16 protein-coding genes are annotated in these 16,554 nt (G+C 53.4%); 10 read left to right on the top strand and 6 right to left on the bottom strand.

The window, feature by feature from the left end:
- Positions 1 to 52: 52 nt before the first annotated feature.
- From deoA to deoD, 3 genes are all read left to right on the top strand, one after another.
- On the top strand, positions 53 to 1,375 hold the full coding sequence (gene deoA / locus A7Z06_RS05015; protein WP_000477816.1) for a thymidine phosphorylase: 1,323 nt from the start codon (positions 53 to 55) through the stop codon (positions 1,373 to 1,375).
- Between the two features lie 51 nt (positions 1,376 to 1,426).
- Complete coding sequence (deoB, locus tag A7Z06_RS05010) at positions 1,427 to 2,650, top strand: phosphopentomutase (RefSeq protein ID WP_000816471.1); 1,224 nt, start codon at positions 1,427 to 1,429, stop codon at positions 2,648 to 2,650.
- A 79-nt stretch (positions 2,651 to 2,729) separates the two neighbouring features.
- Positions 2,730 to 3,449 carry a purine-nucleoside phosphorylase gene (gene deoD, locus A7Z06_RS05005; protein WP_000224878.1) on the top strand — a complete coding sequence of 240 codons (720 nt, stop codon included), beginning with the start codon at positions 2,730 to 2,732 and terminating at the stop codon, positions 3,447 to 3,449.
- Between the two features lie 148 nt (positions 3,450 to 3,597).
- On the opposite strand, the gene A7Z06_RS05000 is transcribed toward deoD, so the two are convergent.
- Genes A7Z06_RS05000 through A7Z06_RS04990 form a run of 3 tightly spaced genes read right to left on the bottom strand, consistent with a single transcriptional unit; the run spans position 3,598 to position 5,581 of the window.
- Positions 3,598 to 3,861, bottom strand: coding sequence for a helix-turn-helix domain-containing protein (locus tag A7Z06_RS05000; RefSeq protein ID WP_000999212.1), 264 nt, complete (start codon positions 3,859 to 3,861; stop codon positions 3,598 to 3,600).
- A gap of 31 nt (positions 3,862 to 3,892) precedes the next feature.
- On the bottom strand, positions 3,893 to 4,909 hold the full coding sequence (gene lplA / locus A7Z06_RS04995; protein WP_000105850.1) for a lipoate--protein ligase LplA: 1,017 nt from the start codon (positions 4,907 to 4,909) through the stop codon (positions 3,893 to 3,895).
- A 27-nt stretch (positions 4,910 to 4,936) separates the two neighbouring features.
- A complete protein-coding gene (locus tag A7Z06_RS04990) occupies positions 4,937 to 5,581 on the bottom strand; it encodes a YtjB family periplasmic protein (protein WP_000124613.1) in 645 nt (214 codons plus the stop codon).
- Between the two features lie 105 nt (positions 5,582 to 5,686).
- Here A7Z06_RS04990 and serB point away from each other — a divergent pair, with 105 nt between their 5' ends.
- Genes serB through nadR form a run of 3 tightly spaced genes read left to right on the top strand, consistent with a single transcriptional unit; the run spans position 5,687 to position 9,339 of the window.
- Entirely contained in the window at positions 5,687 to 6,655 is a 969-nt protein-coding gene (gene serB / locus A7Z06_RS04985; protein ID WP_001132952.1) for a phosphoserine phosphatase, read from the top strand.
- A 48-nt stretch (positions 6,656 to 6,703) separates the two neighbouring features.
- Positions 6,704 to 8,086, top strand: coding sequence for a DNA repair protein RadA (radA, locus tag A7Z06_RS04980; protein ID WP_001029698.1), 1,383 nt, complete (start codon positions 6,704 to 6,706; stop codon positions 8,084 to 8,086).
- Positions 8,087 to 8,106: 20 nt separating this feature from the next.
- Positions 8,107 to 9,339, top strand: coding sequence for a multifunctional transcriptional regulator/nicotinamide-nucleotide adenylyltransferase/ribosylnicotinamide kinase NadR (gene nadR, locus A7Z06_RS04975; RefSeq protein WP_000093819.1), 1,233 nt, complete (start codon positions 8,107 to 8,109; stop codon positions 9,337 to 9,339).
- Positions 9,340 to 9,458: 119 nt separating this feature from the next.
- Here the strand turns inward: nadR and ettA are convergent, their stop codons facing one another.
- The gene (ettA, locus tag A7Z06_RS04970; RefSeq protein ID WP_000046760.1) at positions 9,459 to 11,126 is read right to left on the bottom strand and encodes an energy-dependent translational throttle protein EttA; all 1,668 of its coding nucleotides are present in this window, start codon (positions 11,124 to 11,126) and stop codon (positions 9,459 to 9,461) included.
- A gap of 210 nt (positions 11,127 to 11,336) precedes the next feature.
- Between ettA and sltY the strand changes: the two genes are divergently transcribed.
- The gene (sltY, locus tag A7Z06_RS04960) at positions 11,337 to 13,274 is read left to right on the top strand and encodes a murein transglycosylase (protein WP_000409436.1); all 1,938 of its coding nucleotides are present in this window, start codon (positions 11,337 to 11,339) and stop codon (positions 13,272 to 13,274) included.
- Positions 13,275 to 13,363: 89 nt separating this feature from the next.
- Positions 13,364 to 13,690, top strand: a complete 327-nt coding sequence (gene trpR / locus A7Z06_RS04955; protein WP_000068670.1) for a trp operon repressor — start codon at positions 13,364 to 13,366, stop codon at positions 13,688 to 13,690.
- 84 nt (positions 13,691 to 13,774) lie between these two features.
- Here trpR and yjjX read toward each other — a convergent pair whose 3' ends face one another.
- Positions 13,775 to 14,296: an inosine/xanthosine triphosphatase gene (gene yjjX / locus A7Z06_RS04950; RefSeq protein WP_000546621.1), complete on the bottom strand. Its 522-nt coding sequence runs from the start codon at positions 14,294 to 14,296 to the stop codon at positions 13,775 to 13,777.
- A 51-nt stretch (positions 14,297 to 14,347) separates the two neighbouring features.
- On the opposite strand from yjjX, the gene gpmB reads away from it, so the two are divergent.
- Positions 14,348 to 14,995, top strand: a complete 648-nt coding sequence (gene gpmB / locus A7Z06_RS04945) for a 2,3-diphosphoglycerate-dependent phosphoglycerate mutase GpmB (protein ID WP_000942335.1) — start codon at positions 14,348 to 14,350, stop codon at positions 14,993 to 14,995.
- On the opposite strand, the gene robA is transcribed toward gpmB, so the two are convergent.
- Entirely contained in the window at positions 14,992 to 15,861 is an 870-nt protein-coding gene (gene robA / locus A7Z06_RS04940; protein ID WP_000371672.1) for an MDR efflux pump AcrAB transcriptional activator RobA, read from the bottom strand. The two genes, gpmB and robA, sit on opposite strands and share 4 nt — an antisense overlap.
- 212 nt (positions 15,862 to 16,073) lie before the next feature.
- Here robA and creA point away from each other — a divergent pair, with 212 nt between their 5' ends.
- Complete coding sequence (gene creA, locus A7Z06_RS04935) at positions 16,074 to 16,547, top strand: protein CreA (protein ID WP_000875485.1); 474 nt, start codon at positions 16,074 to 16,076, stop codon at positions 16,545 to 16,547.
- The last annotated feature ends 7 nt before the right edge of the window (positions 16,548 to 16,554 follow it).

Raw genomic sequence — 16,554 nt, 5'->3', positions numbered from 1 at the left:
ACATCCGCCATCTGGCAACAACGCCTTCAAACTTATTCCACGGGAGGTTACCTTGTTTCTCGCACAAGAAATTATTCGTAAAAAACGTGATGGTCATGCGCTGAGCGATGAAGAAATTCGTTTCTTTATCAACGGCATTCGCGACAATACTATCTCCGAAGGGCAAATTGCCGCCCTCGCGATGACCATTTTCTTCCACGATATGACAATGCCGGAGCGTGTCTCGCTGACGATGGCGATGCGAGATTCAGGAACCGTTCTCGACTGGAAAAGCCTGCATCTGAATGGCCCGATTGTTGATAAACACTCCACCGGCGGCGTCGGCGATGTGACTTCGCTGATGTTAGGGCCAATGGTCGCTGCCTGCGGTGGTTACATTCCAATGATCTCCGGTCGCGGCCTCGGTCATACTGGCGGTACGCTCGACAAACTGGAATCAATCCCTGGTTTCGATATCTTCCCGGATGACAACCGTTTCCGCGAAATTATTAAAGACGTCGGCGTGGCGATTATCGGCCAGACCAGCTCACTGGCTCCGGCGGATAAACGTTTCTACGCAACCCGTGATATCACCGCAACCGTGGACTCCATCCCGCTGATCACTGCCTCTATTCTGGCTAAGAAACTGGCGGAAGGGCTGGATGCGTTGGTGATGGACGTGAAAGTCGGTAGCGGCGCGTTTATGCCGACCTACGAACTCTCTGAAGCCCTTGCCGAAGCGATTGTTGGCGTGGCAAATGGCGCTGGCGTGCGCACCACTGCGCTGCTCACCGACATGAATCAGGTGTTGGCCTCCAGTGCCGGTAACGCGGTTGAAGTGCGTGAAGCGGTGCAGTTCCTGACTGGTGAATACCGTAACCCGCGTCTGTTTGATGTCACAATGGCACTGTGCGTGGAGATGCTTATCTCCGGCAAACTGGCGAAAGATGACGCTGAAGCGCGCGCGAAATTGCAGGCGGTGCTGGACAACGGTAAAGCGGCAGAAGTCTTTGGTCGTATGGTGGCGGCACAAAAAGGCCCAACCGACTTCGTTGAGAACTACGCGAAGTATCTGCCGACAGCGATGCTGACGAAAGCAGTCTATGCTGATACCGAAGGTTTTGTCAGTGAAATGGATACCCGCGCGCTGGGGATGGCAGTGGTTGCAATGGGCGGCGGTCGCCGTCAGGCATCTGACACCATCGATTACAGCGTCGGCTTTACTGATATGGCGCGTCTGGGCGACCAGGTAGACGGTCAGCGTCCGCTGGCAGTTGTCCACGCGAAAGACGAAAACAGCTGGCAGGAAGCGGCGAAAGCGGTGAAAGCGGCAATTAAACTTGCCGATAAAGCACCAGAAAGCACACCAACCGTCTATCGTCGTATCAGTGAATAATTGTATACTGATCTGATCATTTAAATTTGAAGCACTGAGTACGGAGAACATATGAAACGTGCATTTATTATGGTGCTGGACTCATTCGGCATCGGCGCTACAGAAGATGCAGAACGCTTTGGTGACGTCGGGGCTGACACCCTGGGTCATATCGCAGAAGCTTGTGCTAAAGGCGAAGCTGATAATGGTCGTAAAGGGCCACTGAATCTGCCAAATCTGACCCGTCTGGGGCTGGCGAAAGCACACGAAGGTTCTACCGGTTTCATTCCGGCAGGAATGGACGGCAACGCTGAAGTTATCGGCGCGTACGCATGGGCGCACGAAATGTCATCCGGTAAAGATACCCCGTCTGGTCACTGGGAAATCGCCGGTGTACCGGTTCTGTTTGAGTGGGGATACTTCTCCGATCATGAAAACAGCTTCCCGCAAGAACTGCTGGATAAACTGGTCGAACGCGCTAATCTGCCGGGTTACCTGGGTAACTGCCACTCTTCCGGTACGGTCATCCTGGATCAACTGGGCGAAGAGCACATGAAAACCGGCAAGCCGATTTTCTATACCTCCGCTGACTCCGTGTTCCAGATTGCCTGCCATGAAGAAACCTTTGGCCTGGATAAACTTTACGAACTGTGCGAAATCGCCCGTGAAGAGCTGACCAACGGCGGCTACAACATCGGTCGCGTTATCGCCCGTCCGTTTATCGGCGACAAAGCCGGTAACTTCCAGCGTACCGGCAACCGTCACGATCTGGCTGTTGAGCCGCCAGCACCAACCGTGCTGCAGAAACTGGTTGATGAAAAACACGGTCAGGTGGTTTCTGTCGGTAAAATTGCAGACATCTACGCCAACTGCGGTATCACCAAGAAAGTGAAAGCGACCGGCCTGGACGCGCTGTTTGACGCCACCATCAAAGAGATGAAAGAAGCGGGTGATAACACCATCGTCTTCACTAACTTTGTTGACTTCGACTCTTCCTGGGGTCACCGTCGCGACGTCGCAGGTTATGCTGCGGGTCTGGAACTGTTCGACCGCCGTCTGCCGGAGCTGATGTCTTTGCTGCGCGATGACGACATCCTGATCCTCACTGCTGACCACGGTTGTGATCCGACCTGGACCGGTACTGACCACACGCGTGAACACATTCCGGTACTGGTTTACGGCCCGAAAGTAAAACCGGGTTCATTGGGTCACCGTGAAACCTTCGCGGATATCGGCCAGACTCTGGCAAAATATTTTGGTACTTCTGATATGGAATATGGCAAAGCCATGTTCTGATAATGGGTGCGGCTTGATGCCCTCACCCCGGCCCTCTCCCACAGGGAGAGGGTGAAAACATGTTGATAAGGATAAAACAATGGCTACCCCACACATTAATGCAGAAATGGGCGATTTCGCTGACGTAGTTTTGATGCCAGGCGACCCGCTGCGTGCGAAGTATATTGCTGAAACTTTCCTTGAAGATGCCCGTGAAGTGAACAACGTTCGCGGTATGCTGGGCTTCACCGGTACTTACAAAGGCCGCAAAATTTCCGTAATGGGTCACGGTATGGGTATCCCGTCCTGCTCCATCTACACCAAAGAACTGATCACCGATTTCGGCGTGAAGAAAATTATCCGCGTAGGCTCCTGTGGCGCTGTTCTGCCACACGTAAAACTGCGCGACGTCGTTATCGGTATGGGTGCCTGCACCGATTCCAAAGTTAACCGCATCCGTTTTAAAGACCATGACTTTGCCGCTATCGCTGACTTTGACATGGTGCGTAACGCGGTAGACGCGGCTAAAGCTCTGGGCGTGGATGCGCGCGTTGGTAACCTGTTCTCCGCTGACCTGTTCTACTCTCCGGACGGCGAAATGTTCGACGTGATGGAAAAATACGGCATCCTTGGCGTAGAAATGGAAGCGGCTGGTATCTACGGCGTAGCAGCAGAATTTGGCGCGAAAGCCCTGGCTATTTGCACCGTGTCTGACCACATCCGCACTCACGAGCAGACCACTGCTGAAGAGCGTCAGACCACCTTTAACGACATGATCAAAATCGCACTGGAATCCGTTCTGCTGGGCGATAAAGAGTAATTGTTTTTCGCTGAAAGGCGATTGTCGTGTTAAGCCGGAGCGGGAGACTGCTCCGGCTTTTTAGTATCTATTCATTAATAGCGACTGATTTATAGATTTACTATTATTTTTCATGTGGATAGAAAATAAAATCCATTCAAGTATCTATTCATGTATGTTCAGCCGTCATCCATGAAGGGCATATCAGCAACTCTGGTGGACAACCATAAATTCCTGCCATTTTGTTTTTGATGTTTGAGCTAAGCCGCTCCGTCTTTTCTATCCGTTTTAGAGAGTTAATCGAGATACCTAACATTTTACTTAATTCAGCAAGCGATAATTTATGCATGATACGCACAGCGGCTAGCCAGGAAATACGCTGGCTGAACATTAAGTTGATAATCTCCCGTTTCTGCTTTTCCATATCGTTCATATTCGCTTCCTTTGGTATTTTACTCAGCAAGTTACCGCACAGCCCCAGCCATCCACGCTGACAATTCCCGTAGCTCTTTTTCCTGTTCAGGGAAGTCGACCAACAGAGCTTCGCACTCTTGTTGCAGCATATCCGCGCGGTACAGGCAGCCTTGCAGTCGCCCGGCGAGGGCTTCCAGCGGCGCGGGGTTGAGGCTGTCGGTAAACACCTGGGCGCGGGTGATATGGCCTTTTTCAACGTCGAAATGCAGTTCTACGCCGCCCCAGGTAAAGCGTTCATCCAGCAGATGCGAGAACGCCGGAGCCTGACCGAAGTTCCACTCCCAGCTACTCTGACGGGCAAAGGTTTCGGCGAAGTTCGGCAAGTCTGGCGTTTTGTCCGGGGAGATGATTTCCGCTTCCACGCGCTCGCCATAATGGGCGAAAAAGGCCTCGGTTATGGCCTCGCAAACCTGCTCATGGGTGATCCCCGGCAGCAGCTCGGTGAGGTTGGTCACGCGGGAACGCACTGAGGTAATGCCTTTCGCCGCCAGTTTCTTTTTATCCGGATTGAGATAGTTTGCCAGGCGGCTAAGGTCGGCATTAAGCAGCAAGGTGCCGTGGTGGAAGCCACGATCTTTGGTTTCGCGATAGGCCGAGCCTGAGACTTTGCGGTCGCCTTCGGCGGTTTTCACCACCAGATCGTTACGTCCAGACGCTTCGGCGCTGACGCCGAGCGCGTTCAGCGCATTGAGCACAATTGATGTGGAGATGGTTTTATCGTACTCCGGCTTGCCAGCCATAAAGGTAAAACAGGTATTGCCGAGATCGTGGAACACCGCGCCGCCACCGCTACTGCGCCGCGCCAGTCGGACGTTATCTTCTTCCATCCGCCGGGTATTACACTCTTTCCACGGGTTCTGTGCACGACCAATCACCACGGTGTCGGCATTGCGCCAGAGAAACAGAACGCGCTGCGTGGCGGGCATCTGGCGAAAAATACATTCCTCCACCGCCAGGTTAAACCACGGGTCGTAAGAGTCAGAGATGAGCAGGCGTAATGTGGACATAACGATTTCCTTTCTTGTAGTAATGGGTCACTCTTTTTTCTCGCCTTCTTCCTCTTCCGGCACCGGTTTGCTGGCGGTTAACAGGAAGGGAGATTGCTGCCAGCGGGTGCGCTTACCCTGCAACAACGTGCGGGTCAGCACTACGCCGATTGCCAGTGAGAGCAGCAACATCAGGCGTAAAATGTTAGTGGTGTTATCCACCTGTTGGGCTTCGGTGGCGAGCGTATGGGTGTCGAGTGTCAGGCGCAGATAGCCGAGCGGGCCGTTTTTACCCGCAATTGGCTCGACAATCTGCTGGTTAAAATAGCCGCCTGCTTTTTTACCGTCGAGCGCCAGCCGGTCGCGCACTTCGACGCTTTCGCCAGAACGTGCGATAAGATCGCCTTGTTCGTCATACACACCCGCGTCGAGGATGCGGCTTTCATCCGTTAACTGATCGAGGATCGCCTGAATGCGTTTTTCATCCGGTGAGTCGGTACGCATCAGCGGTGCAACGTTCAGCGTCACCTGACGCGCCAGGGTACGGGCCAGTTCTTCCAGCTGTGGATTACGCTGTCGCTGGTGGTTTTGACTAAACCATGACGCCCCCTGCATCAGCGCCACTAACAAGGCGAGGCAGAACAGGACAATCACTGCCCGATGCAGCCGGAATTTCAGTTTTGTGCGAGCCATCTTCCACCCTTTGAAAATTTGAGACTTAATGTTGCCAGAAGCAATGGATACAAGGTAGCCTCATGCGTTATTTTCCCTGCTTCGAACGATTTTACAGGAGCCTTAATGCCTAACATTACCTGGTGCGACCTGCCTGAAGATGTCTCTTTATGGCCGGGTCTGCCTCTTTCATTAAGTGGTGATGAAGTGATGCCACTGGATTACCACGCAGGTCGTAGCGGCTGGCTGCTGTATGGTCGTGGGCTGGATAAACAACGTCTGACCCAATACCAGAGCAAACTGGGTGCGGCGATGGTGATTGTTGCCGCCTGGTGCGTGGAAGATTATCAGGTGATTCGTCTGGCAGGTTCACTCACCGCACGGGCTACACGCCTGGCCCACGAAGCGCAGCTGGATGTCGCGCCGCTGGGGAAAATTCCGCACCTGCGCACGCCGGGTTTGCTGGTGATGGACATGGACTCCACCGCTATCCAGATTGAATGTATTGATGAAATTGCCAAACTGGCCGGAACGGGCGAGATGGTGGCGGAAGTAACCGAACGGGCGATGCGTGGAGAACTTGATTTTACCGCCAGCCTGCGCAGTCGCGTGGCGACGCTGAAAGGCGCTGACGCGAACATTTTGCTTCAGGTACGTGAAAATCTGCCGCTGATGCCAGGCTTAACGCAGCTGGTACTCAAACTGGAAACGCTGGGCTGGAAAGTGGCGATTGCCTCCGGCGGCTTCACCTTCTTTGCCGAATACCTGCGCGACAAGCTGCGCCTGACCGCCGTGGTAGCTAATGAACTGGAGATCATGGACGGTAAATTTACCGGCAATGTGATCGGCGACATCGTAGACGCGCAGTACAAAGCTAATACCCTGACCCGACTGGCACAGGAGTATGAAATCCCGCTGGCGCAGACCGTGGCGATTGGCGATGGTGCCAACGACCTGCCGATGATCAAAGCGGCAGGGCTGGGGATTGCCTACCATGCCAAGCCAAAAGTGAATGAAAAGACGGAAGTCACCATCCGTCACGCTGACCTGATGGGGGTGTTCTGCATCCTCTCCGGCAGCCTGAATCAGAAGTAATTGCACGCCCGTCATCCTGCGGGCGGCACAGCATTAACGAGGTACACCGTGGCAAAAGCTCCAAAACGCGCCTTTGTTTGTAATGAATGCGGGGCAGATTATCCGCGCTGGCAAGGGCAGTGCAGCGCCTGTCATGCCTGGAACACCATCACCGAGGTGCGTCTTGCTGCGTCGCCAACGGTGGCGCGTAACGAGCGTCTCAGTGGCTATGCCGGTAGCGCCGGAGTGGCGAAAGTCCAGAAACTCTCCGATATCAGCCTTGAGGAATTGCCGCGTTTTTCTACCGGATTTAAAGAGTTCGACCGCGTATTAGGCGGCGGGGTGGTGCCGGGAAGCGCCATTCTGATTGGCGGTAACCCTGGTGCCGGTAAATCCACGCTGCTGCTGCAAACGCTGTGCAAACTGGCGCAGCAGATGAAAACGCTGTATGTCACTGGCGAAGAGTCGCTGCAACAGGTGGCAATGCGCGCTCATCGTCTCGGCCTGCCGACTGACAATCTCAATATGTTGTCGGAAACCAGCATCGAGCAGATCTGCCTGATTGCCGAAGAAGAGCAACCGAAGCTGATGGTAATTGACTCGATCCAGGTGATGCATATGGCGGATGTTCAGTCATCGCCAGGCAGCGTGGCGCAGGTGCGTGAAACGGCGGCTTATCTGACGCGTTTCGCCAAAACGCGCGGTGTGGCGATTGTCATGGTCGGGCATGTAACCAAAGATGGCTCGCTGGCTGGTCCGAAAGTGCTGGAACACTGTATTGACTGTTCGGTGCTGTTGGACGGCGACGCCGACTCCCGTTTTCGCACCTTACGCAGCCATAAAAACCGCTTCGGCGCGGTGAATGAGCTGGGTGTATTCGCGATGACCGAACAGGGACTGCGTGAAGTCAGCAATCCTTCGGCAATCTTCTTAAGCCGTGGCGATGAAGTGACCTCTGGCAGTTCAGTGATGGTGGTATGGGAAGGGACGCGCCCGCTGCTGGTGGAGATTCAGGCGCTGGTCGATCATTCGATGATGGCGAATCCGCGCCGCGTGGCGGTCGGGCTGGAACAAAACCGTCTGGCGATCCTGCTGGCGGTGCTGCACCGTCACGGCGGTCTGCAAATGGCTGATCAGGATGTCTTTGTGAACGTGGTCGGCGGCGTGAAGGTGACGGAAACCAGCGCCGACTTAGCGTTACTGCTGGCGATGGTTTCCAGCCTGCGTGACAGACCGCTGCCGCAGGATCTGGTGGTGTTTGGCGAAGTGGGGCTGGCAGGGGAGATCCGCCCGGTGCCCAGCGGTCAGGAACGAATCTCTGAAGCGGCGAAACACGGTTTCCGCCGGGCGATTGTTCCGGCAGCCAACGTGCCGAAAAAAGCGCCGGAAGGGATGCAGATTTTTGGCGTTAAAAAACTCTCCGACGCGCTTAGCGTGTTCGACGACTTATAATGAGAGATACGGAGGGAGATATGTCGTCATTTGATTACCTGAAAACTGCCATCAAGCAACAGGGCTGCACGTTACAGCAGGTGGCTGATGCCAGCGGTATGACCAAAGGGTATTTAAGCCAGTTACTGAATGCCAAAATTAAAAGCCCCAGCGCGCAAAAGCTGGAGGCGTTGCACCGTTTTTTGGGGCTTGAGTTTCCCCGACAGAAGAAAACCATTGGTGTGGTATTCGGTAAGTTCTACCCGCTGCATACCGGACATATCTACCTTATCCAGCGCGCCTGTAGCCAGGTTGACGAGCTGCATATCATTATGGGCTTTGACGATACTCGCGACCGCGCGTTATTTGAAGACAGCGCCATGTCGCAGCAGCCAACGGTGCCGGATCGTCTGCGCTGGTTATTGCAAACCTTTAAATATCAGAAAAATATCCGCATTCATGCCTTCAACGAAGAGGGCATGGAGCCGTATCCGCACGGTTGGGATGTGTGGAGCAACGGCATCAAAAAGTTTATGGCTGAAAAAGGCATTCAGCCGGATTTGATCTACACCTCGGAAGAGACCGACGCACCACAGTACCTGGAGCATCTGGGGATCGAAACGGTGCTTATCGATCCGAAACGTACCTTTATGAGTATCAGCGGTGCGCAGATCCGCGAAAACCCGTTCCGCTACTGGGAATATATTCCTACCGAAGTGAAGCCGTTCTTTGTGCGCACCGTGGCGATCCTCGGCGGCGAGTCGAGCGGTAAATCTACCCTGGTAAATAAACTCGCCAACATCTTCAACACCACCAGTGCGTGGGAGTTTGGTCGTGATTATGTCTTTTCACACCTTGGCGGAGATGAGATTGCGTTGCAGTATTCCGACTACGATAAAATCGCGCTGGGTCACGCACAATATATTGATTTTGCAGTTAAATATGCCAATAAAGTGGCGTTTATCGACACCGATTTCGTGACCACCCAAGCGTTCTGCAAAAAGTACGAAGGACGCGAACATCCGTTTGTGCAGGCGCTGATTGATGAATACCGTTTCGATCTGGTGATCCTGCTGGAGAATAACACGCCGTGGGTGGCGGATGGTTTACGCAGCCTCGGTAGTTCGGTGGATCGTAAAGAGTTCCAGAATCTGCTGGTGGAAATGCTGGAAGAGAACAATATCGAATTTGTGCGGGTTGAAGAGGACGATTACGACAGCCGTTTCCTGCGCTGCGTGGAGCTGGTGCGGGAGATGATGGGGGAGCAGGGTTAAGACCCAATGCCTGATGCGACGCTGACGCGTCTTATCAGGCCTACTGTTTTGCAACCTATTGAAATCGCTGGGCTTGTAGGCCGGATAAGGCGTTCACGCCGCATCCGGCATTTTACGCATTACTTCGCAATACGCTTGTACTTGATACGCTTCGGCTCCAGCGCGTCTGCGCCCAGCGTGCGTTTCTTGTACTCTTCGTACTCGGTAAAGTTACCTTCGAAGAACTCGACTTTACCTTCATCCTGGTAATCCAGAATGTGCGTCGCGATACGGTCGAGGAACCAACGGTCGTGCGAGATAACCATCGCGCAGCCCGGGAACTCCAGCAGGGCGTTTTCCAGCGCACGCAGGGTTTCGATATCCAGATCGTTGGTCGGTTCGTCGAGCAGCAGCATGTTGCCGCCAACCTGCAGCAGCTTCGCCAGATGCAGACGACCGCGCTCACCACCGGAAAGTTCGCCAACGCGTTTACCCTGATCAACCCCTTTAAAGTTAAAGCGGCCTACGTAGGCACGGCTCGGCATCTCGGTGTTACCGATCTTCATGATATCCAGTCCGCCGGAAACTTCTTCCCAAACGGTTTTGCTGTTATCCATTGAGTCACGGAACTGATCAACAGACGCCAGTTTCACCGTTTCACCTAAAGTGATGGTGCCGCTGTCCGGCTGTTCCTGACCAGAGATCATACGGAACAGGGTCGATTTACCCGCACCGTTCGGCCCGATGATCCCGACGATTGCCCCTTTCGGGATCGAGAAGCTCAGGGAGTCAATCAGCAGGCGATCGCCGTAGGATTTACGCAGGTTGCTGACTTCCAACACTTTATCGCCCAGACGCGGTCCAGGTGGAATAAACAGTTCGTTGGTTTCGTTACGTTTCTGGTATTCGGTGTTGTTCAGCTCTTCAAAGCGCGCCAGACGTGCTTTACCTTTCGACTGACGGCCTTTAGTCCCCTGACGTACCCACTCCAGCTCTTTTTCAATCGACTTACGACGTGCTGCTTCTTGCGAAGCTTCCTGCGCCAGACGCTGATCTTTCTGCTCCAGCCAGGAGGAGTAGTTACCTTCCCACGGAATACCTTCGCCACGGTCAAGTTCGAGGATCCAGCCCGCAACGTTATCGAGGAAGTAACGGTCGTGGGTAATCGCCACAACGGTGCCTTCGAAGTCGTGCAGGAAGCGTTCCAGCCACGCTACGGATTCGGCATCCAGGTGGTTAGTTGGTTCGTCGAGCAGCAGCATGTCTGGTTTTTCCAGCAGCAGGCGGCACAACGCCACGCGACGACGCTCACCACCGGAGAGGTTAGCGATTTTCGCCTCCCAGTCCGGCAGACGCAGCGCATCTGCTGCACGTTCCAGTTGCACGTTCAGGTTATGACCGTCGTGAGCCTGAATGATCTCTTCCAGACGGCCTTGTTCAGCGGCCAGCTTGTCAAAATCGGCATCCGGATCGGCGTATAACGCATACACTTCATCCAGACGTTTCAGGGCGTTAACCACTTCAGAAACCGCCTCTTCAATGGACTCACGCACAGTGTGTTCCGGGTTCAGCTGCGGTTCCTGCGGCAGATAACCAATCTTGATATCCGGCTGCGGACGCGCTTCGCCTTCGATGTCTTTATCGATGCCCGCCATAATGCGCAGCAGGGTAGATTTACCGGCGCCGTTCAGACCCAGGACGCCGATTTTTGCCCCAGGGAAGAAACTCAGAGAGATGTTTTTCAAAATATGACGTTTCGGCGGAACAACTTTGCCGACACGATGCATGGTATAAACGAATTGAGCCACGTTGGACTTCGCCTCTATGTTTATCGTGATGATGAGTTTTCAAAGGCGAAGTGTAGCCTGTTTCCTTATCTAATCCCAGCCGGTCGATCACCCTCGCAGTAAAAGTAAAAAAGTGTCCATAACGTGGCACAAACGGCAATGACTGGTTAGCATAAATCTATTAGGCGGCATGACGCTGCATTGATGTATTTACACTTAGAGGATGCGCTTGTGGAAAAAGCCAAACAAGTTACCTGGCGGCTGTTGGCTGCCGGTGTCTGTCTGCTGACGGTCAGCAGCGTGGCGCGAGCCGACTCACTGGATGAGCAGCGTAGCCGTTACGCGCAAATCAAGCAGGCCTGGGATAATCGACAAATGGATGTGGTCGAACAAATGATGCCTGGACTGAAGGATTATCCGCTTTATCCCTACCTGGAATACCGCCAGATTACCGATGACCTGATGAATCAACCGGCGGTCAAGGTCACTAACTTTGTTCGCGCTAACCCCACGCTTCCTCCCGCTCGCACGCTACAATCTCGCTTCGTCAATGAACTGGCGCGGCGTGAAGACTGGCGTGGTCTGTTAGCTTTTAGCCCGGAAAAACCAGGGACTACCGAAGCGCAATGTAATTATTACTATGCGAAATGGAATATCGGGCAGAGCGAAGAAGCCTGGCAGGGGGCGAAAGAACTTTGGCTAACCGGAAAGAGTCAGCCTAACGCTTGCGATAAGTTGTTTAGCGTCTGGCGCGCGTCCGGTAAGCAAGAACCACTGGCTTATTTAGAGCGTATCCGCCTGGCGATGAAAGCGGGCAATACCGGGCTGGTGACGGTACTCGCAGGGCAGATGCCTGCCGATTATCAAACTATCGCCTCGGCGATTATTTCGCTGGCGAACGATCCTAATACAGTGCTGACCTTCGCGCGTACTACCGGAGCGACTGATTTTACCCGCCAGATGGCAGCGGTGGCGTTTGCCAGCGTGGCGCGCCAGGATGCAGAAAACGCACGGCTGATGATCCCGTCACTTGCCCAGGCGCAGCAGCTTAATGAAGATCAGATTCAGGAGCTACGCGATATCGTCGCCTGGCGTCTGATGGGCAACGACGTCACCGACGAGCAGGCGAAATGGCGCGATGACGCCATTATGCGTTCGCAATCCACGTCGTTAATTGAACGACGCGTGCGGATGGCGCTTGGCACTGGCGACCGTTCTGGCCTGAATACCTGGCTGGCACGCTTGCCGATGGAAGCGAAAGAGAAAGATGAATGGCGTTACTGGCAGGCGGATTTACTGCTGGAACGCGGTCGTGAAGCGGAAGCAAAAGAGATTTTGCATCAACTCATGCAACAGCGTGGTTTCTACCCGATGGTTGCTGCACAGCGGATCGGCGAAGAGTATGAGCTGAAGATTGATAAAGCGCCGCAGAATGTTGACAGCGCCCTGACTCAGGGGTCGGAGATGGCGCGCGTGCGCGAGTTGATGTACTGGAATCTCGATAATACCGCGCGTAGCGAGTGGGCCAATCTTGTGAAGAGCAAGTCAAAAGCAGAGCAGGCTCAACTGGCGCGATATGCTTTCAATAACCAATGGTGGGATCTTAGCGTTCAGGCAACGATCGCCGGGAAGCTGTGGGATCATCTGGAAGAGCGATTCCCGCTGGCCTACAACGATCTTTTCAAACGCTACACCAATGGCAAAGATATCCCGCAAAGCTATGCAATGGCGATTGCCCGCCAGGAGAGCGCCTGGAATCCGAAAGTGAAGTCGCCGGTAGGCGCCAGCGGCCTGATGCAGATTATGCCTGGCACAGCGACCCATACGGTGAAGATGTTCTCAATTCCAGGTTACAGCAGCCCAGGACAATTGCTTGATCCGGAAACGAACATCAACATTGGCACCAGTTACCTGCAATATGTTTATCAGCAGTTTGGTAATAACCGTATTTTCTCATCGGCAGCCTATAACGCGGGACCAGGGAGAGTGCGTACCTGGCTTGGCAACAGCGCCGGACGTATCGACGCGGTGGCGTTTGTCGAGAGTATCCCGTTCTCCGAGACGCGCGGTTATGTGAAGAACGTGCTGGCTTATGACGCGTACTATCGCTATTTCATGGGCGATAAACCGACGCTTTTGAGCGCCACAGAATGGGGGCGTCGTTACTGAACCGCCCGTTTATGATATGCTATCGTACTCTTTTGCGAGTACAACCGGGGGAGGCATCAGGCTTCCCCCGCTAACAATGGCGACACACTATGGCTCAACAATCACCCTATTCAGCAGCGATGGCAGAACAGCGTCACCAGGAGTGGTTACGTTTTGTTGACCTGCTTAAGAATGCCTACGAAAACGATCTCCATTTACCGTTGCTAAACCTGATGCTGACGCCGGATGAGCGCGAAGCGTTGGGGACTCGCGTGCGTATCGTAGAAGAGTTGTTGCGCGGTGAAATGAGCCAGCGTGAGTTAAAAAACGAACTCGGCGCGGGCATTGCGACCATTACTCGTGGATCTAACAGTCTGAAAGCCGCGCCTGTCGAGTTGCGCCAGTGGCTGGAAGAAGTGCTGCTGAAAAGCGATTGATTTTGTAGGCCTGATAAGACGCGTCAGCGTCGCATCAGGCATTGCGCACCGAATGCCGGATGCGTCGTGAACGCCTTATCCGTCCTACAATGGCTGATATATCGCATTATGAAACGGACTTAGCGCCAGGATCACCGCCTGGTGATAGACGCTGGCGCGGGTGAGTTTCCCGGCGGTAAACACGCCGATCGCGCCCTCTTTACGGCCAATCTCATCAATGCCGGTATAACGCGACATCACGGGGCCAAGCGCCTCGCCCTCACGCACTTTCTCCAGAATTACCGCAGGTAACGGCAAAGTTGCCGAACGCGCTTCACCGCGCTGGCTCGCGTTTTCAATCACCACCCAACTGAAGGTGCTGTCACCATCAATACCCGCTTCAATTGCTACCCAAAAATCAGCCTCTGGGCGTAAACGACGAGAATTTGCTACCCGATTTCGTGCGCCAGCGCGCGTTTCCTCACTGCCAAAGGGCTGTTCCGGTACGCCGCTCTCGACGGCAACGGACTCAATGTGGCAGGATCCTTCGCCGAAGATCTCGTGAAATGCCTGCAGAATGGCCTGAATTTTAGCGGGATTGGTGGTCGCACAGACAACATGGTGCATAATCAGGATTACTCACAAAATTAACGTTAAAGCAGTATACGGAAAAAAAGCATGTTACAGGTATACCTTGTCCGCCACGGTGAAACACAGTGGAACGCCGAGCGACGTATTCAGGGCCAGTCTGACAGCCCGCTGACTGCAAAAGGTGAGCAACAGGCAATGCAGGTGGCGAACCGTGCCAAAGAGCTTGGCATTACGCATATCATCAGTAGTGATTTAGGCCGCACCCGGCGTACGGCGGAAATCATCGCCCAGGCTTGTGGTTGTGACATCATCTTTGATTCCCGCTTGCGTGAGTTAAATATGGGCGTGCTGGAGAAAAGACACATTGACTCTCTGACTGAAGAAGAAGAGAACTGGCGTCGTCAACTCGTCAATGGCACCGTTGACGGGCGTATTCCTGAAGGCGAGTCGATGCAGGAACTTAGCGATCGCGTTAACGCAGCACTGGAATCTTGTCGGGATTTACCACCGGGAAGTCGACCACTGCTGGTGAGTCACGGTATCGCGCTGGGATGCCTGGTGAGTACCATTCTGGGCTTACCGGCATGGGCAGAACGCCGCTTACGTCTGCGTAACTGTTCTATTTCGCGCGTGGATTATCAGGAAAGCCTGTGGCTGGCATCTGGCTGGGTAGTTGAAACCGCAGGGGACATCTCGCATCTGGACGCCCCTGCATTAGACGAGCTACAGCGTTAACGACGTATTGGAATAAGCAGCTCGCAGCGCAGATTAATTGGGCGATCTCCCGCTTTGGCATCTTCTGCCGGGTAGTATCGCTCAATATCCTGACCTTTACGGCGGGTCAGGTTGAGCATCGGCATACAGGTTCCGTATACCGTCAGAATAAACTCCTGCACGCCGGTTCCCAGACCTTCGTAGGTAAACATCACATAGTCGCCACCCTGCAACAGTACCGGATGTCCCGTCAGTACATAGCCGTCAGCTTGATCCCGAGCCAGAGCCGTGGTGTAAAACACTTCTTGCTCGTCATCTTTATCCTGGCTTGGACGCGTTTCGTTCAAACCGTAAAGCACTGGTGGAATGGTTGGCGAGTTGCCGAGAAAATCGTGCCAGAACTGGTAGCGCATTTCGTGGCGGAAATCAGAGATTTGCTCCAGCGAACAGGAGTAGCTCTGGGTAACACCAATCAGCGGCGTATCTTCCAGGGTGACAAATTTGTGCTCTGGCATGGTAAATTCACCCAGACGCAGCGGCGGGCGAATACCAAAGGCGCTCCATTCAGGAGAACGGCGGTAAAGTGCGGGAGTCTGGGCAAACTGCTTCTTGAATGCGCGGGTAAATGTCTGTTGAGAGTCGAAGCGGTATTGCAGCGCGATATCCAGAATCGGACGCGCAGTCAGGCGTAGTGCGACCGCCGATTTCGACAAACGACGAGCACGAATATACGCGCCAATAGCATGGCCAGTGACATCTTTAAACATTCTCTGTAAGTGCCACTTGGAATAACCTGCTTTCGCCGCTACATTGTCGAGCGACAGGGGCTGATCCAGATGACCTTCCAGCCAGATTAAAAGGTCGCGAATAATGCCGGCCTGATCCATAAAATATCCTCATCCTTTCAACAACGAGCACCTGACATCAGGTAATTGGATAATAGCATTTTTTGTTGTTTTAGCATTCAGTGTTTTTTTTCTTAGCAGAGTATGTTTTAGGTCTTGACGGAGATAAAAATATTGAGTTTTTGTTCTTAATCAATATGTTATTTATCATGACGAACTAATTGCTCAGTGTAACTTATAAAAATGGTAACAATATGAAATACAAGCATTTGATCTTGTCCTTAAGCCTGATAATGCTGGGACCATTGGCTCATGCGGAAGAAATTGGTTCGGTCGACACCGTATTTAAAATGATCGGCCCGGATCACAAAATTGTCGTGGAAGCCTTTGACGATCCCGATGTAAAAAATGTCACTTGTTATGTGAGTCGGGCGAAAACCGGCGGTATTAAAGGGGGATTAGGTCTGGCGGAAGATACTTCCGATGCGGCCATTTCCTGCCAGCAGGTAGGGCCGATTGAACTGTCGGATCGCATTAAAAACGGCAAAGCTCAAGGCGAAGTCGTGTTCAAAAAACGGACTTCTCTGGTCTTTAAGTCGTTACAGGTCGTGCGTTTCTATGACGCCAAACGCAACGCGCTCGCTTACCTGGCTTACTCCGACAAAGTTGTCGATGGTTCACCGAAAAATGCCATCAGCGCCGTTCCTGTCATGCCGTGGCGACAATAACAGAGGC

This window comes from Escherichia sp. MOD1-EC6819 (assembly GCF_002965765.1).
Classification (GTDB): domain Bacteria; phylum Pseudomonadota; class Gammaproteobacteria; order Enterobacterales; family Enterobacteriaceae; genus Escherichia; species Escherichia ruysiae.
Note: the sequence above shows the minus strand (reverse complement) of the source record. Positions and strands in the feature narration are given on the sequence as shown.